General features: G+C 66.6%; 20 protein-coding genes. 7 read left to right on the top strand and 13 right to left on the bottom strand.

The window, feature by feature from the left end; translation table 11 throughout:
- Nucleotides 1-6: 6 nt before the first annotated feature.
- From VFP86_01100 to VFP86_01085, 4 genes are all read right to left on the bottom strand, one after another.
- Entirely contained in the window at nt 7-837 is an 831-nt protein-coding gene (locus VFP86_01100; GenBank protein ID HET8998222.1) for an ABC transporter ATP-binding protein, read from the bottom strand.
- Nucleotides 834-1,637 carry an ABC transporter permease gene (locus VFP86_01095; protein ID HET8998221.1) on the bottom strand — a complete coding sequence of 268 codons (804 nt, stop codon included), beginning with the start codon at nt 1,635-1,637 and terminating at the stop codon, nt 834-836. The genes VFP86_01100 and VFP86_01095 overlap by 4 nt, the downstream gene beginning before the upstream one ends.
- 8 nt (nt 1,638-1,645) lie before the next feature.
- Nucleotides 1,646-2,743 (bottom strand): alcohol dehydrogenase catalytic domain-containing protein, encoded by a 1,098-nt coding sequence (locus VFP86_01090; protein ID HET8998220.1) that lies wholly within the window; start codon nt 2,741-2,743, stop codon nt 1,646-1,648.
- A 99-nt stretch (nt 2,744-2,842) separates the two neighbouring features.
- Nucleotides 2,843-4,060 (bottom strand): amidohydrolase/deacetylase family metallohydrolase, encoded by a 1,218-nt coding sequence (locus VFP86_01085; protein HET8998219.1) that lies wholly within the window; start codon nt 4,058-4,060, stop codon nt 2,843-2,845.
- Between the two features lie 195 nt (nt 4,061-4,255).
- On the opposite strand from VFP86_01085, the gene VFP86_01080 reads away from it, so the two are divergent.
- Nucleotides 4,256-5,206 carry a hypothetical protein gene (locus VFP86_01080; protein ID HET8998218.1) on the top strand — a complete coding sequence of 317 codons (951 nt, stop codon included), beginning with the start codon at nt 4,256-4,258 and terminating at the stop codon, nt 5,204-5,206.
- On the opposite strand, the gene VFP86_01075 is transcribed toward VFP86_01080, so the two are convergent.
- The 4 genes from VFP86_01075 to VFP86_01060 form a co-directional block, all read right to left on the bottom strand.
- A complete protein-coding gene (locus VFP86_01075; protein HET8998217.1) occupies nt 5,187-6,128 on the bottom strand; it encodes a Gfo/Idh/MocA family oxidoreductase in 942 nt (313 codons plus the stop codon). The two genes, VFP86_01080 and VFP86_01075, sit on opposite strands and share 20 nt — an antisense overlap.
- Complete coding sequence (locus VFP86_01070; GenBank protein ID HET8998216.1) at nt 6,125-7,174, bottom strand: Gfo/Idh/MocA family oxidoreductase; 1,050 nt, start codon at nt 7,172-7,174, stop codon at nt 6,125-6,127. The genes VFP86_01075 and VFP86_01070 overlap by 4 nt, the downstream gene beginning before the upstream one ends.
- A 10-nt stretch (nt 7,175-7,184) precedes the next feature.
- Nucleotides 7,185-8,972, bottom strand: a complete 1,788-nt coding sequence (locus tag VFP86_01065) for a gamma-glutamyltransferase family protein (protein ID HET8998215.1) — start codon at nt 8,970-8,972, stop codon at nt 7,185-7,187.
- Between the two features lie 153 nt (nt 8,973-9,125).
- Nucleotides 9,126-9,473, bottom strand: coding sequence for a hypothetical protein (locus VFP86_01060; protein ID HET8998214.1), 348 nt, complete (start codon nt 9,471-9,473; stop codon nt 9,126-9,128).
- 189 nt (nt 9,474-9,662) lie between these two features.
- On the opposite strand from VFP86_01060, the gene VFP86_01055 reads away from it, so the two are divergent.
- Together VFP86_01055 and VFP86_01050 are read left to right on the top strand one after the other, a co-directional pair.
- Complete coding sequence (locus VFP86_01055; protein HET8998213.1) at nt 9,663-11,165, top strand: M81 family metallopeptidase; 1,503 nt, start codon at nt 9,663-9,665, stop codon at nt 11,163-11,165.
- 12 nt (nt 11,166-11,177) lie between these two features.
- Nucleotides 11,178-12,035 (top strand): DMT family transporter, encoded by an 858-nt coding sequence (locus VFP86_01050; GenBank protein HET8998212.1) that lies wholly within the window; start codon nt 11,178-11,180, stop codon nt 12,033-12,035.
- A gap of 88 nt (nt 12,036-12,123) precedes the next feature.
- On the opposite strand, the gene VFP86_01045 is transcribed toward VFP86_01050, so the two are convergent.
- The gene (locus tag VFP86_01045) at nt 12,124-13,230 is read right to left on the bottom strand and encodes a hypothetical protein (GenBank protein HET8998211.1); all 1,107 of its coding nucleotides are present in this window, start codon (nt 13,228-13,230) and stop codon (nt 12,124-12,126) included.
- Between the two features lie 315 nt (nt 13,231-13,545).
- Here VFP86_01045 and VFP86_01040 point away from each other — a divergent pair, with 315 nt between their 5' ends.
- Entirely contained in the window at nt 13,546-14,520 is a 975-nt protein-coding gene (locus tag VFP86_01040; protein HET8998210.1) for a C-terminal binding protein, read from the top strand.
- A 39-nt stretch (nt 14,521-14,559) separates the two neighbouring features.
- A complete protein-coding gene (locus tag VFP86_01035; protein HET8998209.1) occupies nt 14,560-16,893 on the top strand; it encodes a penicillin acylase family protein in 2,334 nt (777 codons plus the stop codon).
- Between the two features lie 420 nt (nt 16,894-17,313).
- Here the strand turns inward: VFP86_01035 and tpx are convergent, their stop codons facing one another.
- Together tpx and VFP86_01025 are read right to left on the bottom strand one after the other, a co-directional pair.
- Nucleotides 17,314-17,844 (bottom strand): thiol peroxidase, encoded by a 531-nt coding sequence (gene tpx, locus VFP86_01030; GenBank protein ID HET8998208.1) that lies wholly within the window; start codon nt 17,842-17,844, stop codon nt 17,314-17,316.
- Nucleotides 17,845-17,876: 32 nt separating this feature from the next.
- Nucleotides 17,877-19,673, bottom strand: coding sequence for a CocE/NonD family hydrolase (locus VFP86_01025; protein HET8998207.1), 1,797 nt, complete (start codon nt 19,671-19,673; stop codon nt 17,877-17,879).
- Between the two features lie 121 nt (nt 19,674-19,794).
- Between VFP86_01025 and VFP86_01020 the strand changes: the two genes are divergently transcribed.
- On the top strand, nt 19,795-20,325 hold the full coding sequence (locus VFP86_01020; protein ID HET8998206.1) for a GNAT family N-acetyltransferase: 531 nt from the start codon (nt 19,795-19,797) through the stop codon (nt 20,323-20,325).
- An 11-nt stretch (nt 20,326-20,336) separates the two neighbouring features.
- Nucleotides 20,337-21,512, top strand: coding sequence for an FAD-binding oxidoreductase (locus VFP86_01015; GenBank protein ID HET8998205.1), 1,176 nt, complete (start codon nt 20,337-20,339; stop codon nt 21,510-21,512).
- A 21-nt stretch (nt 21,513-21,533) separates the two neighbouring features.
- Here the strand turns inward: VFP86_01015 and VFP86_01010 are convergent, their stop codons facing one another.
- Together VFP86_01010 and VFP86_01005 are read right to left on the bottom strand one after the other, a co-directional pair.
- On the bottom strand, nt 21,534-22,550 hold the full coding sequence (locus tag VFP86_01010; GenBank protein HET8998204.1) for an ABC transporter substrate-binding protein: 1,017 nt from the start codon (nt 22,548-22,550) through the stop codon (nt 21,534-21,536).
- On the bottom strand, nt 22,550-23,122 hold a 573-nt coding region (locus VFP86_01005; protein ID HET8998203.1), incomplete at its 5' end, for an amidohydrolase family protein. The genes VFP86_01010 and VFP86_01005, both read right to left, overlap by 1 nt.

Below are 23,122 nucleotides of genomic sequence, written 5' to 3'. Positions count from 1 at the left end.
CGCGGTTCACAACAACCCCATGGTGTGAAAGACCGTGCGAATCTCCTCGACCAGGCCGAGGAACCGGGGGTCGTGTCTCGTCGTCAGATCGCGGGGGCGTGGAATGCCTACGGGGAACATGCGCAGCACCTTCCCCGGGCGGGGGCTCATGACGACGACCTGATCCGCGAGCAGGACCGCCTCCTCGATGCTGTGCGTAACGAAGACCACGGTCTTGGGGGACGCCGTAGTCAGATTCAGGAGGTCGGTGTTCAACTGCTCGCGGGTCAGCGCATCGACGGAGGCGAACGGTTCGTCCATAAGCAAGAGTTGCGGGTCAGAGATCAGCGCCCGGCAAATCGCCGCGCGCTGCCGCATCCCGCCGGACAGCTGATCCGGATACGTCGCCGAGAACGCGCCGAGGCCGACGCGATCGAGCAGACCGTGCGCCAGGTCCCGATAGCGGGCGAGCGGGAGGCGCCCCACCTCGATCGGCAGGAGCACGTTCTCGAGCACAGTCCGCCACTCCAGGAGCACGTCGCGCTGAAAGACCATGCCTACGCCGCGCCACGGCCCTTCGACCCGGTGCCGGTCGATGAGGATCTGGCCGGCGCTAGGGCGGAACAGCCCCGCCACGAGCATCAGCAGGGTGCTCTTTCCGCAGCCACTCGGGCCGACGATGCTGCAGAACTGCGCGGCGGGGATGCTCAGACTCACCTGATCGAGCGCCCGAAGGGTCGCCCCCGTGTCGAGCGTATACACCATAGATACCTGGTCCACTTCGACGGAAACCGGCTGGGGCGCCGGCCCCCTCTCGGGATCGCGCGCGATGGCGCCGGGGAAGCTCCCGCCCCTCACAGCCGGATCCTCTGCTCGATCTTCACACTCTTGCTCCGCAGGGGGCGCGGCAGCACGAATCCCTCGATCGCCTCCACGGCATAGTAGAGTGCAATGCTCAATATGGAGAGGACGCCCACGACGGCGAACAGCAGCGGCGTATCGATCGAGTTGTTGGCCGCCAGCAGCAGGTAACCAAGACCGCCGTTCGAGGCGATGAACTCGCCCACGATGGCGCCCACCACCGCCAGCGTAATGCCGATCTTGAACCCGGCGAAGATATAGGGCGCCGCCGTGTACAGACGGATCTTGAGAAAGATCTGCGTCTCCGACGCCCGCATGGAGCGCATCAGATACACGAGTTCGATCGGGGTCTGTTTCATGCCAATGACGGTGTTCACGATGATCGGAAATATCGCGGTCATGAACGCCAGCATGACCTTCGACGCGGGGCCGAATCCGAACCACACCACCAGGATCGGGGCCAGCGCGACCTTCGGAATCGCCTGGAAAGCGACCAGCAACGGGTAGATGAGGCGTTCGAGCATGCGCGAGTAGACGATCATGATGCCCAATGGGATGCTGACCACGACGCCTATCACGAAGCCTTCGAGGACCTCCCGCAGCGTGATGAGGGAATGCCCGAGGAACTGGGACGGGAAGTGTGCCGCCCTCTCGAGGATCGCCGTCGGAGAAGGGAGCAGGAAGACGGGAACGCGGAACACGGTCCCGGCGACCTGCCAGACCATCCCCGCGAGCAGGTAGATCAAGACCACGAACCCGTTGAGGCGCAGCCAGCGGGATGCGGCGCGTGTGGGCATCTCCGTGCCTATGGCGTGACGACGACCTTGATGGCGTCCCCCAGGCGCTTCTCCGCGGTCTCCAGCGCGCGCGGAAGCTCGTTCATCGTGAACCGGTGGGTGATGAACGGCGCGCCAGAGATTTTGCCTTGGCTCATCAGCGCGAGGCCCCGCTTCACCGCCCCCTGCCCTTCCCCTCGAATCCCGTACATGTAGATATTGTTGCGTACCATGTGCGCGGCGTCGAACGGCACGGGGTCGCGGCTGAACGCCGCGAGGCAGATCCGTCCGCCCCGCTTGGTGACGTAGAGGGCCTCGTTGATAGAGGAGGCCGCTCCCGAGCATTCGAGGACGAGATCCACACCGGCGCCGCCAGTCAATGCCTTGACGGCGTCGACGGCGTGGTGCGTCCTGACGTTGACGGTGTCGTCGGCACCGAGCTGGCGCCCCAAGGCCAGGCGGTTCTCGCGGGTCCCCGTCAGAATCACATGCGCGCCAAGGGCTTTGCCGCACGCCACCGCCATCAGCCCGATCGGCCCGGGGCCCATCACCACAAGGGTTTCCCCCGCGATCAGGCCGCCGAGGACGTCGAGGCCGTAGATCGCGGTGCCGGCGGTCACGATCAGCGTCGCCTCCTCAAATGAGAGGCGGTCCGGAAGCCGGTAGAGCGTGTTGACGTGGTTGATGGCGTATTCTGCGAACCCGCCGTCGGTCGTGAACCCGTTGGCCCGGTGTCGCTTGGCCGCGTTGGAGTAGTTGAGGCAGGACGTGTACATACCGTGTCGGCAGCGCTCGCACCGCCCGCACCCGGCGTGGACCTCGACGACGACGCGGTCGCCGACCTGAAACTCATCGACGGTATCCCCTACCGCCACTACTGTCCCGGTGTACTCGTGTCCAATGACGTGCTGGCCGTTGAACGGCGGCTTCCCGTCCACCATCGCGGGAAGTCCGTGGCGAAAAATGTCGAGATCGGTGCCGCAGATCGCCACGGCCTCGATCTTGACGAGCACCTCGGCCTCGCCCGGACGGGGAACCGGCTTCGTGACCAGGCGGAGATCCCCGGGGCCGAACAACGCCCAGGCCTTCATCGCCTCTGGGATCCTCCCCACCGCGGCTTCCTTCATAAGCATGGGACGCCTCCTTTTGTCTGGGCGCGCCGGGGGAAGAACGCACGGATCGCCGCCGCGCCCTCCTCCCCAACCGCCCCACCGGGCCGAGCTCGCTTATCGTTTCAGGATCGGCCGCTGGTGTTCCGGAAGTTCCGCCCACACCTGCGGCGGGCGCTCGGCGATTCGCGGGAGCGGCTCGCCCCGCTGCAGCGTGAGCGTATTGACGATCCGCCGGGTGCCGCGGCGACTCCGCATCTCCACATCGTAAAAGGCGTACTCGCCTTCCTCGAGCCGGAACAGCGCGAGATCGGCCTGGCTGCCCGGCCTCAGCGTGCCGAGATCCGGCCGGCGCACCGCGGCGGCCGGCCGCGCGGTCGCCCGCTCGATCACGTCGTCCAGGCTCATGCCGAGGTTGAGAAACTTCGAGAGCGTCGTCGGGAGATCGAACATGGGCCCCTGCACGCTCAATTGATGGATGTCGCTGCTGATGACGTCGGGCACAACACCTTCGCTGAGCATGCGCTCGGCCACTTCGTAGCTGAACGAGCCGGTCCCGTGACCGATGTCGAGGACGAGGCCGTGGTCGTGGAGGGCCTTCACATCAGACCGCGCCCGGCCCTCTGGGGTCACGAGGCGGTGGTCCCCTCCCGTGCAACAATGCGTCAGGATGTCGCCCGGGCGCAGCAGCGCGGCGATCTCGCCGATGGGGGGTGGTCCGCTGCCAATATGCACCATCAGCGGGAGGCCCACGCGGTCGGCCAGTTCGCGCGCCAATTGGAGGGCCCGGATGCCCACCCCCCGCGTCGTGAGTCTGTCGATGCGCGCCTTGATGCCGAGAATCACATCCCGGTTCCCGTCGACGATCTTGGCGGCCAGATCAACATCGCAGTAGTCAAGGTTGGCAAACTCCCACGTGTGGGCAATCAGGCCGATCATCGACAGGTTCAACAAGGCGTAGATCCTGGTCGCGCTCGGCTCCACGATGTAGCGGCGGAACCCGGGAAAACTGTAGGCCCCAGCGCTCCCCACATCGATCCACGTGGTGACGCCGGTGCGGGCCGCCACGGGATCTGCCTCGATCCCCCAGTACGTGACGCCCCAGTAGACGTGGGTGTGGAGATCCACCAGCCCGGGCGTGACGATCTGACCGACGGCATCGAGCACCCGGCTTCCGAGCGCCGGATCCAGCCGCGGCTCGATGCTGGCCACCCGGCCTCCTGCGATCCCGATATCGTAGCGGCCCACGATCCCCGCTCCGGGGTCCCGCACGTCTCCGCCGGCGACGATCGTGTCGAACCGCTGGCCGCTGCTCCCTGCCCTGATCGTTCCCATTGGCCCCTCCATGCAGGAGTTAGGATCGCCCTCTCCTGGTTCCTGCCCCCCAAACCGCACCACCTGCGCCAAGGAGAGTTGCGGCCCCCCGCGTAATTGCCCCACTTCATGAGGCCGCCCCTCCATCTCCTCAAAGCGGCGTGGCTTTGGATGTTTCGGCGCTACGGTCCATCCCCCATTCCCTACGCGGAGGTGGTGAACGATCGCACCTGGGCGTGCGTCGACCTCGGCGCCTTCCAGCGGCCGCTGCGGCGGCTTGTGGGGTTGCAGGGCGTCGTGATCATGGAGGATCGGGATCCGCAATTTTTCCTCTCCTTCCGCACCTATGACCCGCACGCAGACACCCGGCTGAACCGCCACGGCCCTCTTCGCCTCTGGTCCACCCAGCAAGATCTGAAAGGGCTGGTCCGCGAACTCCACACGCAGGGGCTCCAGGTCGCGATCGGATTTTGGAGCTATGGAGGCGGGTGGTTCCACCGAAAACCGCCGTGGCTGCGCGAGCACCCCGAGTTGAAGAAACTGCCGTTGAGCAGCCACTTGAACCCGTTTGTGCGGTTGCGGCGCGAGGGCATGGAGTACGCCGAGTACATCGCCCGCCAGTACGAGCGGCTTCATACGGCATTTGGATTCGACGGGCTGATGCTGGGCGATGGATTGTGCGGGTTCGGCAGTGTGTGGGATCCGGATCGATACGCGAACAACGAGCGCGCGATTCCGCAGTGGACGCGCCTGTACCGGGTCATCGCGGATGCCGTGCACCGCGCGCGAGGCGTGCTCCTCGCGTACGATCATTTGGGATTCCCGTATCGCGAGGCGCGGAAGCACGGTGTGGATTATCGCCAGCTCGCCGACGCCGGGTTGGACCTGCTCATCTACCAGTCCTATCCCCAGGCCTGGGGAGAGTACTTGATGGTAGAGTATCAGAGCCGGTTCGACTTGAACGCCAACGTGAAGAATCTCATGACGGTCAGGGAGGCGCTGACCGGCACGCCCGTCAAGGTGCTCTACACGCTCGAGCTCGGCGATTCGGTGGAGCGGTGGCGGGCGACCCCGGAAGGGACGAGGGCGCAGGTGGATGCGCTCGATCGGCTCGCGGATGGGCGGTTTCTCGTCTGGGGAAACGACATTATCGCACGGCGTTCATGAGCGCCACGACCCGGCGAAGGGAGGCCGCGCCATCGATTCGATCCGCCTCGCCCGTGACCACGTCCACGACCTCGCGCACCATGGAAACCACGGGATCATCGACCCACGGACACCGAACGGCCGTGGGACCGAAAAGGCTGAGCGACGAGGCGTATGGCTGCAGCCTGACGGCCTGCCGGGACCCGATCAGCTCGATCTCCATCTCCCCAGAAGGGGGGACGGGGATCGACGGCGGCAGGCAGCGTGAGAGCTCGATCGTCGCGATCACGTCGTTCTCGAACCGGATCACAAGGACGGCGGTGTCCTGCCCGTGGGACCCGAAGAGGGCGCCGGTCTGCGCGTGAACGCGCAGCACAGGCGCGGGGGCGACCGCGAGCAGGAAGTCGAAGATCTCCCATCCCGCGTCCTCGAGCACCCCGGGCCGCCCCTGCCGATCGCCCCGCGGGAACCGGCCGGCGGCGTACACGGAGTGAAGCGTCCCCAGCTCACCCTCCGCGACCATCTTGAGGACGCTCGTGCCCGCGGCGGTGTGCCGCAGCGCGCTCGGGGACAGGAGCACACCGCGGCCCCGCGCCTCTGCCGCGGCCACGCCGTCGACCTCGGCTTCGGTGGTGACGGTGGGCAGGGGGCTCAGCACCACCTTGCCTGCCGATAACGCGCGGTGCAGGACCGCGCGCCTCCCCGGATCGCTGCTCAAGACCAGCACCGCCGGGAGGGAAGGATCGCCTGCGACGGCCTCCCAGTCAGCCGAGAATTCGGCGCCGATCCGCTCGGCGAGGGCGGCGGCCCGATCGCGGTCATGCCCGCACGGGCTGGCCGCCCACCGGGATACCCGCGCCCCCGGGAGGGGAGCCTCGTGGCCCGCAAGGGCCTGCGCGTGCCGGCCGGCCCCGACGATGCCGATCGGAACGGGACGGCTCACCCGACACCCCGAGCGTCAAGGTGCGCGGTCCGTCCGGTGCGGGCCGACTCCACGACCGCAAGGGCGAGCCGGAGGGCCGCACGCGCTTCCTCGGGTGGCATCGGCACGGGGCGGTCGTGCTGCACCGCCTCCAGGAACGCGACCCATTCCCGGACGTAGGCCGGGGGGTTGTGGAGGAGCGTCCGGTCGCTCTCGGGAAAATCGGCTCCCTCATCGCGGTACCTGGTGACGCCGATCAGGTCATGATCTTTGGCGCGCACGGCGCCTCGCGTCCCGTAGATCTCGAACTGGTGAAACGCCGGATACCCCGGGGGCAGACAGTTGCTGATCTCCGAGGACCCGATGGTCCCATCCGCAAAATGGACGGTGCACGTGAGGAAGTCGGGCACGCCGATGTTCCCCTCCACGGTGACCTTGTGCTCGGCGAACACCGAGATCGGTTCGGAACCGGCAAACCAGCGGAGGAGATCCATCTCGTGGATCCCGTTCGTCAGCGCCGCGCCAACGGACACCTTCGGGTCGCCAGTCCAGTGCGCGGCCGAATAATATCCTCCTGGGGCTCCCCGACGCGCGCGAGACCGCCGTTCGTTCTCGCGCAGCAGTCGCACGGCGCCGATGTCGCCCCGATCGACGGCGCGGCGGATCTCGATGTACCGCCGCGTGAACCGCCGGCTGTGGCCGATCATGAGGCGGACGCCGGCCGTGCGGCACGCGGCGATCATCGCATCCGCGTCGACCAGCGTGGGAGCCATCGGCTTCTCGCACAGGACGTGCTTCCCCGCCGCCGCAGCGGCCACCGTCCATTCGCGGTGCGCGGCCTCCGGCGTCGCAATCATCACCATGTCGATGTCCCGCCTGCGGATGAGCTCGTAGCCGTCCGTGTAGGCGGCGGCTTCCCACGGAGCGGCCGCGGCCCGCGCCGCCGGCTCGCTCGTATCGGCGGTCGCGACCAGTGTCACGCGGTCGCTCAAGGCACTCATCGCGGGGAGGTGCGCCGCCCGGGCAATGCTCCCGCACCCGATCAGCCCCACCCGCACCGGCTGCACGAGGACCCTCCTACCACCCGAGCGCGTAGTTCCGCTCGCCCCGAGAACTTGCCGCCCCCTCGATGAGCCCGCGCGCGCCGTCGAACGCCACCGCCGTCGTGTAATTGAGGCTCCAATCGCCGACGACCCTGACGGTGTGACCTCGCGCCTCAAGGTCCTCGACCACCTCGCGGGGGATCCGACCTTCGACGACCACCTCCCCCGGGCGTGCCTGTCGCGGATAAAATGAGCTCGGGGCGTGGGCGGTGTGGAAACTGGGGGTGTCGATCGCATCCTGCAGGTCCATCCCGAAGTCCACGACGTTCAGGAAGAACTGCAGGGTCCACTGATCCTGCTGATCGCCGCCCGGCGTCCCGAAGACCATGGACGGCCGGTCTGCCTGCATGACCAGGGAGGGTGAGAGCGTCGTGCGGGGGCGCTTCCGGGGCCGCAGCGCTCCCGGGTGGTTGGGGTCGTCCAGCCAGAACATCTGCCCGCGTGTCCCGAGGCAGAACCCGAGCCCGGGGATGATCGGCGAACTGCGGAACCACCCGCCGCTCGGCGTGGCGGAGAACATGTTGCCCTCGGCGTCGATGGCCCGGGCGCCCGTCGTCCCCCCGTCCCAACGGCGGCTCCTGGTGGGGGCCGTGCCGGCGGGGCGCTCGCTGCCTTCGAATGGGTAGGGATCGCCGGGACGCAGGTCGCGCGATGCGACGCGCGGGTCGATCAGCGCGCGGCGCGCGGCCGCATAGGGCTTCGACAGCAACCCCCGCACCGGCACGTCCACAAACTCGGGATCTCCGTAGTAGCGCTCGCGATCGGCCAGCGCCAACTTCGCCGCTTCCATAATGGTGTGGATGTAGTTCGCCGAATTGTGGCCGAGTGCGGGAAGGTCGAAGCCGTCGAGCAGGGCGAGCTGCTGGAGGAACACCGGGCCCTGAGACCAGGGCCCGCACTTGTACACGTCGTAGCCGCGGTAATTGATCATCACCGGGGCCTCGATGCGCGTGCGAAAGTGTGCGAAATCGTCCTCGGTGAGCAATCCGTGCGCGACCGTTCCGTTGGCGTCACGCACAGCCGTGTCCCGCTGGAACGCGACGATCTCGCGCGCGATCGGGCCGCGGTAGAAGCAGTCCCTGGCGGCCTCGAGTGCGGCGCTGCGCCCGCGCGACCGGGCGTTCCGCTCGGCGTCGACGAGGCGCTCGAACGTGCGGGCGAGGTCTGGGTTGCGCCACGTGTCCCCGATCCTCGGCACGGCGCCTCCCGGGAGGAAGAGCGCGGCAGCGGTCGGCCACTCCGCTCGAAATCGCGCTTCGCTTATCTCCAGGCCCCGGAGCATCCCCTCGTACATGGGGAACCCGCGGGATGCGAGCTCAATCGCCGGAGCGAGGACCTGCTCCAGGGTCAGGCGCCCGTAGCGCCCGAGTGTCGTGATCAGCGCGTCCGGCACGGCGCAGACACCCGCGGGGAGGAACCCGTCGTCCGGGATCAGGGTGATCCCCTGCGCGCGAAACCATTCGATCGTCGCCGCCTCGGGGGCACACATGTTCCCGTTGACGGCGATGACCTTGCGGTCATTCGCCGAATACACCAGGATGGGGACTTCACCCCCGAACCCAAAGCTCTGGAACTCCAGCACGGACTGCGCGAACACCATGGCGACACCGGCGTCGAACGCGTTGCCGCCGAGCGCGTGCATCCGCATGCCGGCGAGGCTGGCCAGGTAGTGCCCGCATGACACCACGAGGCTCCGGCCCCGAATGATTGGCCGTGTGGCGCTCGTGAACTGCCAGTCGTGGTAGCCCGATCGGGTGCTCATGCCCGCAACAATTCCATGGCCGCACCCGAAGTCTCCTCTACCGTTGCAGTCACCGAGCGCGCGACGGATCCGTCGGGCGCTATTGCTGCGGACCCCTCTTCGGAACCGGGACCGACGGAGCGCTTCGGTCCCGGTCCATCTCGGCGAGCATCCCTAATACGGACGGCTCCCGCACTGGACCATCCGCATGATGATGGCCGTGGCCGGCGGAGCCTGCGGAGTCTGCTCCATCGCCCGAGCTCCCACATCGGCCAACCGATTGGCGGGGACGCGGCCCACGCAGCCGGAGGCAATCCTGACGCGCTGCATGGCCTGCACGGGCCCGACGTGCCTGGCGAATTCCGTAATCGACTCGAGCGCATCCGTCACTCCCGCTACGTACGCGGTTTGCGCCTGCCGGTCCAGCCGGGACCACAGCGGTTCTTCCATGTACGCGGCTCCGGCCTGAAAGGCTGTTCCAAACACGACCCCGAGCACAAGACCCAAGGCGAGCATACGCATGATTCGTCGCCTCCTTATTGGAACGAGTTCGTCTCCACTCCAACGTAGGAGACGCCCGTGAAGAACCCTTGAATACCTTGTGAATCTTCTGTGTCCTTTCCGCTCGCGCGGCGGCCCGGACACAAGGGATATCCGCACACCCTGGGAAATACCGGGAAGCCGGACGAGCATCGCGCCGGAGCAGCCGAGGTGACCAGATTGCCCCGGGTCCTCCTTGTGGAATGCATGCAGGAGATCTCGTCGTTCAATCCCGTTCCGAGCCAGTATGAAAACTTTTCCGTCCAGCGCGGCCCCGAGTTGCTCACGCGGAGAGGTCGGAACACCTCGATGGCCGGCGCGCTCGCGGTGTTCGACGCGCGGGGGATCCAGGTGGTGCCCACGTGCAGTACGCGCGCGGGCAGCGCGGGCCTCCTCTCGAAGAGCGGGTGGGAGCATTTGTCGGGCGAGCTCCTCGAGGCGATCGCCGGGGGCGCACGCGACATCGACGGCGTGTATTTCTCGCTGCACGGCGCGATGGGCGCCGACGGCGAGCTCGATCCCGAGGGGCATCTGCTCGAGCGGGTGCGGCGGATGGTCGGCGCCGAGGTTCCCGTGGTCATCTCGCTCGATCTCCACGGCATCCTCACCGAACGCATGCTGCGCGCGATCGATGGGCTGACCATCTATCACACCTACCCGCACGTCGATTTCTCCGATACCGGGGCCCGCGCGGCGCGTCTGCTGATGCAGATCATGGACCGGCGGCTCAATCCTGTCATCGCCCGGGTGGTGATCCCCGCGCTCGTACGCGGCGACGAACTGGTGACGAAGACGGGGTGCTATGGCGACGTCCTCCGGGAGGCGCAACGTCTCGAGCGTGAAGGCCGCGCGCTTGCGGCCGGGGTGATGATCGGCAACCCCTTCACCGACGTGCCGGAGCTGTGCAGCCAAGCCGTGGTCGTTGCCGAGAGCGATGCTCAGCTGGCGGGCGCTGAGGCGATCCGCCTCTCAGAGGAATTTTGGGCCAACCGCTTCCGGATGCAATCGAAGCTCATCTCGCTCGACCGGGCGATCGCGCAGGCCCGGCACATGGCGGGACCGGTGATTTTTACCGATGCCGCCGACGCCACCTCCTCCGGGGCAACCGGCGACAGCAACGCGATCCTTGTGGGGCTCATGGCGGCGGGATATGAGAAACGGGTCCTGCTGCCGATCGTCGACCCTCCGGCGGTCGCGGCCGCCTTCGAGGCCGGCGTCGGGGCCACCCTCCGCGTCCCCCTTGGCGGCGCCTTAGACAGGCGCTTTCCCCCCATCGAGGTGACGGCCGTGGTCGACATGCTCTCAGAGGGGCGCGCAGTCCTGGAAACCAGCGGTAACGAGCTCAATGCCGGTCCCACCGCGGTCCTCGTTGCGGGCACCTTCACGATCGTCGCGATGACTCGGTCCGTCAGCCTCTTCGACCGGGCCATGTTCCTGGCGCACGGCCGCAATCCCCGGGACTATGACCTCGTCGTCGTCAAATCGCCGCACTGCGAGTACCACATGTACGATCAATGGGCGCAGAAGAACTTCAACATCGATGCGCCCGGCGCGACGAGCGCGAATTTGAAGACGCTGGGGCACAAGATTTGCCGGCGGCCGATCTTTCCCCTGGATGACGACGTGACCTTTGTGCCCCGCCCGCAGATCTTTCGCAGGCACGAACGCCTCTAGGATTCGGACTCCATGGCGTCGGTGTTTATCTTGGTCGCGGCCGTTCTGTTTGGCGTGTCCCCGATCCTCGCCAAAATCGCCTACGCGCATGGGGTGACCCCACTGACGCTCCTCTCCGTACGAGCCACGCTCGGGGCCCTGTTTGTGTGGGTCGGCCTGGTGGTCACACGGCGCGTCGTGTCTGTGCCGTGGTCGCTCCTCGCTCCCCTGCTCGCCCTCGGCACGACGGTCGTGCCCTTCCAGGTGTTGGCGTACTTCTACGCGCTGTCGGTGCTGCCCGCGTCCTCCGCGTCGGTGATCGCCAACTCAGCGCCCGTCCATGTCGCCTGGATGGGACGGCTCTTCTTGGGCGAGTCGTTGCGCGCCGCCGACATCGCCATCCTCGCCGGCATCGTCGCCGGCGCCATGCTCGTCGCGGGCCAGACTCCGTACGCCGGTCAGGCACTGGGCATGGCGGCGCTCGCGGCCGGGACGCTCGGATCGGCATTCTACCTGGTCGCCCAGCGCCGGTATGTGCGCGATGTCTCTCCCCTCGGGGTCTTGTCCGTGGTTCTCCCGTCATCGGCGGCGATCTACTGGACCGCGGGGCTTGCCACGCGGCAGCTACACCTTGCGATGCCCCTGCCCGCCCTCCTCGCGGTCGGAAGCGTCACCATCGCCGGTTCGCTCGCGTCGTTCCTGGTACTCTTGGCGCTTCAGGTCACGCCCGCGGCACGAACAGCCGCGCTCGGGATGCTCGAACCGGTTGTCGCAGTGGTCCTGAGCGTCCTGCTGCTGGGGGATCTCATGACATGGCTGAGAGCCCTTGGAATCGCGATCGTGGTGGCCGGAATCGGCCTCCTTCACGCCCGCAGTGTGGGGCGATCATAAGGAGGCCGACCCTCGTTACCTGAGGTCGTCGTCTACCGCCTGGCGCGGCGGCGTTCCATCGCAGCGAGTTGGTATGGGGACCGGCGCGTCACCTGGTGGTCTCGCGGCCTCCGCATGATTGGTCCCTTCCCTGACACCCCTGACCCTGGCTGGGTTGACGGTATGCCGGCGCATCCCGGCGAGGGCCACCCTGGTTCACCGGGGCGTTAAAGTTCGGGTGATTGTTGATCACCGGTGCGTTCTGGTTCGCCGGCGGCGTCCATCGCTGCGGGCCACCCTGGTTCACCGGGGCGTTAAAGTTTGGATGATTGTTGATCACCGGCGCGTTCTGGTTCGCCGGCGGCGTCCACCGCTGCGGGCCACCCTGGTTCACCGGGGCGTTAAAATTCGGGTGATAGTTGTTCACCGGCGCATTATTCACATTACGATATGCCGGTGGCTCCCAGCGAGGGTCTACCTGACGAACCGGCGCATCGCGATACGGCCCCCCATACGGCCTATAGTCGGGCCGGTAATAATGCGTGCGATAGGGACCATAGTAGGGATACCGGTAGAATCGGCCGTCGCGATCGCGCGTCACGAGATACTCGAGCCCGCCGACGACGGTCGTGCCGAGCACAAATCCCCCGATGATCGCCGGACGCGTGATGATCGGGGGCTGGCCAGGGTACCACCCAAAGTAGGGCCGGTACTCCGGCCGATAATAGTACCGATAGTACGAACCGTAGTAGGGATACCGGTAGTAGTGGTCGTCGCGGTCATGCGTGAGCAGGAAAATGAGCCCCGCTACGGCAATCGTGCCCAGAACGATCCCCACGATGGGCAACGGGTCCGCGCTCACCTCCTCGACCGGCGCTACGTAAGGCGGAGGCACCACGGCGGCTTCGCCGACCACGTCAATCCGCGTCGCCACAAACTCGTTCCCGTAAGCCGCCAACCACACCGACGCCGGGGCTCCGATGTATTGCTGCAAGGCGCAGAACGGGACGCTGGTCGAGTTGACCAGCACCGGGGTGTTTGGTGCAACCGGGACCGTGTTCGTCCCGCCCGGCCCGCTCACCACAATCGTCTGCGCCTGGCAATCGACCGCCTGAATGGTCCCCTGCAGCTGGACGGCAGATTGAGCGTTGCCGATCCCCGATAAGCCGAGGAGCGGCAGGAGCACTCCCAGCAGAAGTGCAGTGGCCTGTCGCATCGCAAATCCCCTCTCCGGTCGTGTCCTCGTCGGTACCGTTGCGTCACGCCCAGCTGCTCCGGAAGCCGCCGCGGTTGAGCGTCACCTATTTGGAGCATACTCCTCAGAATTGAAGAAGTTATGAATAAGTTGTGAAGACGGCGCGGTTCCGAGCGCTCGGGCAGGGACACCGAGGCCACAGGCCAGGACGGAGGTCTTGGAGAACGTCCTTCCGTAGACGAATACCGGCTAAAGTGAGTCGGGCAGGGGCCAAGGAGGAGGAGCGTGGCGCATTTCAAGATCGTGACGACGCCGGGAGGAGCCGGTGGACCGGAGATGGAAGCCCTGAGCCCGCTCGGGGCGGAGATTGTCGAAGTCGCGAGTCCGGCTGAAGAGGAGTTCCTGAGCGCCGCCCGCGACGCCGACGCGCTGATCGGCAGAGGGCGTCCGATCACCAAGCGCATTATCGACGGCCTAGAAAAGTGCAAGGTGATCGCCCTGGGGTCCGTCGGGGTGGACTCCGTGGACGTGGCCGCGGCGACGGCGCGAGGAATCCCGGTCACCAATGTCCCGGACACGTTCATCGAGGAAGTCGCCGACCATGCCGTGATGCTGATTCTGGCCACCTGGCGCAGGGTGACCATCATGGACCGGTTCGTCAGAGAGGGTCGGTGGCGAGACGGCCGGCCCCTGCTGTCGCAGTATTCGCGACTCATGGGACAGACGTTGGGCTTCATCGGCTTTGGCCACGTGGCCAGGGCGGTGGCGGCCCGCGTGAAGGCGTTCGGCGTGCGGATGCTGGCTTATGACCCGTACGTCGAAGAGCTGGTCATGACCCAGTCCGGGGTGGAGCCCGTCGGCTTGGCAGAGCTGCTGCAATGGGCCGACATCGTCTCCATGCACGCGCCGGCGACCCCGGATGCGCGCCATCTGTTGACCGAGGACCACTTCCGGTCGATGAAGCCGCACGCGGTCTTCGTCAACACGGGCCGGGGGGCGACGGTGGACGAAGCCGCGTTGATCAAGGCATTGCAACAAGGGTGGATCGCCGCCGCAGGGCTGGATGTGCTCGAGCAGGAACCCCCTGCCCCCGCCAATCCACTCCTGCAGATGGACAACGTGATCCTCACGCCGCACGTGGCATCGGCCTCCTCCCGAATGGATCCCGCACGGTGGCGGCGCGTGGGCCAGGAGATTGCCCTGGTGCTCCGCGGCAGATGGCCGATGAGCTGCGTGAACCCCTCGGTCCTGGAACGGACGGCCCTGGTACGCTGGCAGCCCTATTCTATGGAACGTGGCCCGGGAGCGTAGAAACCGCAGCCGCGGGACGCGCTCGGCGATGAGCGGGCAATGGCGCTGACTCGACAGGATCTCGCAGCTGCCCTTCCCGACCTCGACGGGCCGATCGATCTTCCCGGCCTCCGCTCGAAGGTCGAGGTCTGGCGCGACAGCGACGGCATCCCTCACATCATGGCGGCGTCGGCGTATGACGCGTTTTTCGCTCAGGGCTTTGTCCACGCCCAGGACCGGCTCTGGCAGATGGAATACGATCGGCGCCGCGCGTATGGGCGCTGGGCGGAATGCGCCGGCGCGGCCGCCCTCGCCCAGGACATCCATCTCCGCCGCCTGCAGCTCGGTCAGAGCGCCCGCGCAGATTACGACGCGGTCAATACCGGGACACGGGCGATGCTGGACGCGTATGCCGCCGGGGTCAACGCCTTCCTTGCGACGACTCGGACCCTTCCGGTCGAGCTTCGGCTGCTCGACGGGCCGCCCGATCCGTGGACGCCGTGGGACAGCCTGGCCGTGTTCAAAGTGCGGCATGTGGACATGGGGGCGTGGCAGGCAAAACTCTGGCGCGCCCGGCTGCTCCGTCACCTCGGGCCCGAACGCACAGTCAAGCTTTGCCCGGGCACGCAACCGAACCCCACATTGATCGTCCCGCCGGGAGCGGAATATCGCGGTCCGGCGCCCCAGGGGCTCGAGATCCTCACTGCCGGCTCAGCGCTCCTCGCGGAGGTCGGCGATTGGGGAAGCGGGAGCAACAACTGGGCGCTCTCCGGACACCGGACGGCATCGGGCAAGCCCCTGGTCGCCGGGGATCCGCATCGTGCCCTCGATGTGCCGAACGTGTATTACCAGAACCACATCGGGTGCCCCGAGTTCGACGCGATCGGGTTGTCCTTCCCGGGAGTCCCCGGCCTGCCGCATTTCGGCCACAATCAGTTCGTGGCCTGGTGCGTGACCCACGCGATGGCGGATTGTCAGGATCTCTTTGTCGAGCGGTTCGACCCCAACACCCCCGACCGGTACTGGTTTCGAGGAGAATGGCTGCAGGCGGTCGTGGCTCGGGAGACGATCCGGGTGAGGGGCGCCGATCCGGTCGAGGTCGACGTCACCATCACGCACCACGGACCGATCGCTCTCGGCGACCCGCGGCGCGGGCGCGCGATCGCTTTTCGCTACAGCGCGACTGCCGGCCCCAACCGGACGTTTGAAGCGCTCCGGCCCATGCTGCGGGCAAAGTCGGCCAACGAGATGGAGGCCACGATGCGCCCGTGGGTCGATCCCGTGAACAACTTCGTCTTTGCAGACGTCCACGGGACGATCGGCTACCGAACGCGCGGCCAGGTTCCGGTGCGGGCCGCCGCCAACGCCTGGCTGCCCGTGCCCGGCTGGGATGGCGATCACGAGTGGCAGGGCGTGATCCCGTTCGAGGAGATGCCGGCGCAGCGGAACCCGGACACAGGCTGGATCGCCACCGCCAACAGCCGGATCGCGGGGCCCGACTACCCCCACTACCTCGGGCTCGACTTCGCCCCTGACTTCCGAACTCGCCGCGTGATCGCGCATCTCCGTCTCGCTGAACGCGCGACCGCCGCCGACATGGCCGCGATCCACGCCGACCGGGTATCGATCCCAGCCCGCGAGTTGATCGCCCTTCTCGACGAGGTCGCCTCCGCCGATGCCCTTGCGCGGCTGGCCCTGGAGCGGCTCCGGGCCTGGGACGGCGTGATGGATCCCGACGGCGTGGCCCCGACGATCTACGCCGCGGTCCGAGAGCGGCTCATGCGCGGCCTGCTGGCCCCGCTGCTCGGCCCGCTCGCTCCCGAGGCCTTCGGGACCACGCCGAGCGGTCCGGTCAGTCACGCGGCGCGGCTCAAAGCGCTCCTCGCCGACTGGATCCGCCGCGACGATCGGACCCTGCTCCCAACGGGAGACGACTGGCCGGCCGCGCTCCGCCGCGCTCTAGAGGAGGCGGTGGCCGAACTGCGCGCGGCGCTCGGCCCCGACCCGGACGCCTGGCGCTGGGGACGGGTGCACGTGACGCGGCCTCGCCATCCGCTCTCCGCCGTCTTCCCGGGAGATGCCGCGCTCCTCGATCCACCGTCGGTCTCGGCGGGCGGCGACGGCGAGACCGTGCAGGCCGGAGGGTACATCCCCGCCGCCGGTTATGTGGTGACGATGACGTCGGTAGCCCGCTATGTCTTCGACCTGGGCGACTGGAGCAAGAGCGCCTGGATCGTCCCCCTGGGTACATCCGGCCACCCGGGCAGCCCGCACTACGCGGATCAAGCCCAGGACTGGGCGAGTATCCGCCTCCGGCCGATGCGCTACGATTGGAGCCGGATCCGCGCGGAGGCCGAGCACCATCAGCGCCTCGCTCCGCAGGAGCATCCCTAAAATGGGCAATAATATCGTTGACACGTGCCGAAGGAGGCGCTGCTGAAGAGCGAGGCCCGATTGAAACGGACGCGGGCCGATAATAAACACAAGGCCGGACGCAACACATCTCGAAGGGGGAATTGAGCTGAAATGGGCAGACAGGTAGCTGTCGTGCTTTACGTGGTGGCGATGGTAGCTGTCATAGTCGGTGTAGATTTCGTGTTCTTCAGAAACCGATCATGGGAACGGCTGACAGTGAATATTGGCATTGTTTTGGTGTTCGCAGCTTTCTACTTGAGATTCCTCAGGCGTCCATGAACAAGGCGCGAGTGGGTACACGGCGAACTGTGAATATCACCCCTTGACAGAATCACGTCCTCGAATTGGCTGATTTTTCGGAGAGTTGAGTTGTCAACCATATTCTCGCCCTAAAATGCGCTACTCGGCGGCCTTCCGAGCGGCGCGCACGGCGTCCTCATAATTCGGCTCGCGCATCTGGTCGGCCACATACTCCGTGTGGACGATGCGGCCCTGGCGATCGATCACCACCACGGCGCGCTGCAGCAGCCGCCATTCCTTGATGAGCACGCCGTAGTCCCGCCCGAATGCGTCGTCGCGATGAGCGGAGAGCGCTTGATGACCGACGCGTTCCGCGGTGAACCAGCGGGCCTGCGCAAAAGGAAGATCCATGCTGATCGTATACACCCGCACAGTTGGCGGGAGGCCGGCGCGCAGCTCCTCCCAGCGGCGGGTCTCGACGTGGCACACCGGTGTGTCGAGTGAGTTGATGATATTGAGCAGGCGCACCGTGCCGGCGGAATCGACGAGTCGCACCGTCTGCATGGTCGACGTCTTCGGATCGAAGTAATCGAGGGCGAACTCGGGCGCCGCATCGCCGGGCCGCAGCTTTGGGCCGATCACCGTGAGGCGTTCGTTCAATTCGTAGGCTTCACCGGTTCGCTCTTCCATGAGCCACCCCTTGAGATGTGATGTCTCGGGCGTCAGGACGGGATGATGGGCAGGAGGACGTGGGACGGTCGATCCGCATCGTGAAAGATGGTCTGGACCGCCGCCTGTGAGACCTGCTCGATCCCCAAGGACCCTCCCGTGTTGCGGTTGATGTCGAAGCGAGGGAAATTCGACGACGCGATGTGCAGGCGGAGCTGGTGGCCCCGCTGGAAGACGACGCTCGTCGGATATAGGGTGATCGTGAACTCGTAGACGCGGCCCGGCTCCATGAGCGCCGCCTGCTCTCGGGAGTCACGGTACCGCGCCCGGATAATCGAATCGCCGATGTTCAACTCGTATCCGTCGGGGTAATCGCCGTTGGGCGGATAGACGTCGATGAGCTTGGCCGTAAAGTCGGTATCCGGAGCCGAGGAGGCGGCCCAGAGTGTCACGGTCACAGACCCTGTCACTTCCACGTCACGCTCGAGGGGCAGCGTCGAAAAGACCAGGACGTCTCGTCTCGCGGAGAGCGGCAGGGTGTCCGTCGCCCCGTAGATGTGCGGACCGCCGCGCTGGTTGAAGCCCCCGCCGGGCATCACGTCGTAGCCTACGGAGATATTGCCTCCGATGGTGGGCACGGGATCGGCCGGGTCGTAGACGTACCGCGAGGGGCTCGCCCCGGCGGCCGGTTTGCGCGGAGCCAGGCCACCCCCGGCCAGCAGGTAGAAAGGCGTGTACTCGGTGCGTCGCAAGGGCCATTCGTGCTCGAATCGCCACCGGCCGCCAACGTCGAGTCTGCCGCTCCCCGGCACCTTCCGACCTGAACCGCCGCCCATCACAAAGATCTGCACCGGCGGCTTGTCCAGCAGCCCGTTCCGCGCGCCCTTCAGCACCGCGTCAAACCAGCGCAACCGAAAGTAGTTGTAGCCGAGCGGCGCGTCGGGGCCGAAGTCGGCATCCCCGGCGTAGGAGAGATCGATGTTCGCCCCTCCGTGAATCCACGGTCCCATGATGAGCCGAGCCGGGCCCCGTTTGCGCCTGCTCAACTCGACATAGTTCGTCACCGTGGAGCGCGCGTAGGAATCGTACCAGGCCCCGCACAGATAGATGGGGACGTCGGCATGCTGATCGTAGAGGTCCTCGATGGAGTACGCGGGCCGGCTCCGCCAGTACGCGTCGTATTCGCCGTGCTGCCAGATGTCCAAGATCCAGCGCTCGTACGACGGGACATGGCGAAGGGGCGTGAGGCCGGCCTTGGGCGGCGCCTGCTTGAGCCACGATCGCACGTCGCCCCACGCCCGCTCCAAGGCGACCCGCTTCGTGGGGTCGACTAGTGCCTCCTTGGACGTGATCCCCATCATGAAAGCGTACAGGAAGAACCGCACCTCGAGCGCTCCGCCCTGCCGCATAGACGCCGTATGGTAATTATGGAAGCCCATGCTGACAAACTGAGCGGCCAAGCCCGGCGGATTCATCGCGGCGATGCTGGTCTGCGTGCATGAGGAATAAGAGAGCCCCATGGTGGCCACCCGCCCATCACACCACGGTTGGGCGCGCACCCACCCCAGCGCCTCCACCCCATCCGGCCCCTCATTGCCAAACGGGTACCACTCGCCCTCGGACGCATAGCGTCCACGCACGTCCTGCAGCACGACAGCGTACCCGTGGCTGGCGAAGTATTTCGCGGAGAGGACCAGGTTCGCGCCGAGCTTGTCATAGGGCGTGCGCTCCAGGATGGCGGGCCAGGGGCCGGGGATTCCCCGGGGGAGGTAGATGTCCGTGGCCAGCCGGGTGCCGTCGTTGAGCCGCATCATAGTGTTGCGCTCGTACGTCACGTCATGCGTCAACATGCGCCGGTCGTCGCCTCCGATCCCGGGAACGCGCTCGCGCGACCCTCGTCGCACGCGCCCGTATTCTTTGTATCGGCAGCGGGCGTCCTCATCCCTTTCATCTCAATGGTACACTTGGACCATGACCGAATCAGCGGATGCGCCGTTCCGAATTCGACGGGCCACCATCCGCGACGCGCCGATCATCCTGGATCTCATGCGGGGATTGGCGGAGTACGAAGGATTGAGCCACGACTTCCACGCGACGCTCCCGCGGCTCCGGCGGGACGGCTTCGGACGGCGCCCCCACTTTCAGACGCTGATCTGCTGGCGGCGCCGGGTCCCCGTGGGATTCGCGTTGTATTTCTTCACCTACTCCACGTTCCTCGCCCGCCCCACGCTGTACCTGGAGGATCTCTACGTCGAGCCCGAACATCGGCGGCGGGGCGCCGGCAAGGCGTTGTTCGCCGCGGTTGCGCGCATCGCCGTGAGGAAGGGGTGCGGACGAATGGAATGGGCCGTGCTCAGGGTCAATACGCCGGCGATCCGCTTCTATCACCGGCTGGGCGCGGGCTTGCGCAGAGAGTGGATTCTGACCCGATTGCAGGGCGCCCCGCTCCGTCATCTTGCCCGGCGGTCCCCTCGCCATCCCGGGCGTTTGATTCAGGAGTGAGGACCGCCGGCATGGGGCGCAGCGTGGTGATCGTGGGGGGAGGCGCGATCGGCAGCGCGGTCGCGTTTTTTCTCGCAGCCCATCCGCGATTCGGGGGTGAGGTCACGGTCATCGAGCGCGACCCGACGTACAAATTTGCCTCATCGGCCCTTTCGGGGAGCGCGATCCGTCAACAGTTTTCGACCCCGGTCAACATTGAGCTGTCCCGTTTTGGCATCTCCTTCATGCGGAACATCGGCACCCATCTGGCAGTCGGTGGAGAACGCCCCGAGATCGGCCTGCGCGAGCCCGGGTATCTGTTCTTGGTGGGCGGCGCGGGGCTGTCGACGCTCGAGGCGGTGCATCGCATCCAGCGGAATCTCGGCGTCGACGTGGCGCTTCTCCGACCCGGTGAACTGTCGGCGCGGTTCCCCTGGCTGTCGACGGAGGGGATCGCCGCCGGGTCTCTCGGGCTTTCCGCCGAAGGGTGGTTCGATGGATACTTGTTGCTGCACGCCTTTCGCCGGAAAGCGCTTTCGTTGGGTGTCAAATACGTGACGGGGGAAGTCACCGGCTTTCGACGATCGGGAGACAAGGTCGACGCGGTCGTCCTGGGCGACGGCTCAAGTATGCCATGCGATGTCGCGGTCAACGCCGCCGGACCATGGGCGGCGTCTGTCGCAGCGATGCTCGAGGTGGATCTGCCCGTCCGGGCCCGCCGGCGCACGATTTTCGTGTTCGCGTGCCGGGAAGCGTTGGCCGGCTGCCCGCTTGTCATCGATACGTCCGGGGTCTACTTTCGCCCCGAGGGCGGGCAGTTTATCGGAGGTACGTCCCCCAAGGAAGGGGAGGACGACCCCGACGATCTGCCGCTCGAGGTGGACTATCACCAGTTTGACGAGGTGATCTGGCCGGCGCTGGCGCGGCGCGTTCCCGCGTTCGAGGCGGTCAAAGTGACCGGGGGCTGGTCCGGCTACTACGAGTTGAACACTCTCGACCACAACGGGATCGTCGGGCCGCACCCGTCGATGAGCAACGTCTTCTTCGCGAACGGCTTCAGCGGCCACGGGCTGCAACATGCGCCGGGGGTAGGGCGCGGCATCGCGGAACTGATCGTGGACGGCGGGTTCAGAACGTTGGACCTCAGCCCGCTCTCGTTTGACCGCATCCTCACCGGGCGGCCGCTCGTCGAGCTGAACGTCATATGACCGGAACGGTGATCCTCCGGCTTACGGACGCGCCGGGCCAAGGACTTTGACGGCATACGCCGTGAACGACTCATCCACGAAGCGCGTGGGTGGAAGGAATTCGTTGACTTGTCGAGTGTTATAGAGCCAGCGTTCAAAATCGAGTAGGGTCCGTGTTGTGACGACGCCGTCCGGGTGGAGTCCCGGCCAGATCATCCTGTCCCACACCGCGCGCTCCTTGATGGGCGTGTGCACGGTCATGATCGTGATCACGTCGTCACGGACTGAGGGATTCTTGAGCGCCTGATTGTAGTACCGGAGCCCCCGGACGTAGGCCACCATCCAACGGCGCGCCTCCTCCGCGTGTTGCCGCGCCCACTCCGTGTTGTAGAAGATGGCGGCGGACTGGAACCCCGGCAACAGCTCATCGAGGGGCATCACGATCTTGCCAATGCCGCGGGTCTCCGTCGCGGTCGCGAACGGCTCGATCATGACCGCGGCGTCAATCTTGCCGTTCGCCATCGCCGCCGGCTGGTCGGCGAAGTCGATGTACTCGATCGTCACGTCCTTCGGGGCGAGCCCGCCCCGCTTGAGTACCAAGTAATCCTGAAAATTCACGATAGACGCGGGGCTGGGTGAAGCGAGGACGCGGCCCCGGAGGTCGCTCAGGCCCTTGAACTGCCCGGCGTCCATCAGGGCTTTGCGCACCACGAGGACGTTGAACCCGTATCCTTTGCGCAGCGAGCCTTTATCGGCGACCACCATGATCGGCAGCCCGCGGGCGACCGCATTGAACAAGGTCGGGCTCGGCGCCCCGCTGGCGATGTCCAGCCGCCCCGAGCCCAGGAGCGCCATCTGATCGGCCCCCACCCCGAAGCGTTCAAGCGACAGCTCCAGGCCCTGCTCCCGAAAGTATCCTTTGTCCAGGGCGATAAAGATCCCGGCGTCGCTCGAGACCGCAAGGTGGCCCATACGGATCGGCGCGGCAGATCGCGCGACCGGGGGAAGCGCGAGCGCGGTGAGGGCCAGGGACACCGCGAGCAGGAGAGACCGCGTCATCAGGAGACGTTCCCTGCTCGGAGCCGGGCCAGCAGCCGGCGGAAGTTTCCCTCGTCGATCATCTGCCGGCGCTCCGGCGGGAGGCCGATCTGATCCAGCGCCGCGATCACCTCGCGGATATACCCGGCGCCCCCTTCGACATCGAACGGTGTGTCGGTCCCGAACAGCACGCGCTCGGGCGGAAAGTACTCGAGCCCGCACCGGACGGCGTGGGGCGCGCCGTTGAGGGCGGTGTCGGCGTAGAATCGGGTGAAGTACCACTGCGGGGGATGGGCGAGTTGGACGGGGAGCTGCTCCACCTGCTGCTCCGGGCTTCGCGTGCCGAACTGGTCATACCCCCCGCTCAGGCGGCCTGAGAAATAGGGCGCCATCGCGCCCATGTGGTGGGTGATGATCGCGGCGTCGGGGTAGCGGTCGAACAACCCGGTGAAGACCAGCCGCGCCATGGCGATGGTGGTCTCGTACGGCCACCCAAAGATCTGCCAGAGGTCGTACCGCGACCTGGTCTCCTCGACGTAATCGGGCACGTCGGCGCCTCGAGCGGGATGGATGAAGATCGGCATGTCGCGGCG

Source organism: bacterium (assembly GCA_035703895.1).
In the GTDB taxonomy this organism is placed as follows: Bacteria; Sysuimicrobiota; Sysuimicrobiia; order Sysuimicrobiales; family Segetimicrobiaceae; genus Segetimicrobium.
The sequence above is the reverse complement of the archived record's forward strand: the minus strand, read 5'-3'. Positions and strand labels throughout refer to the sequence as shown.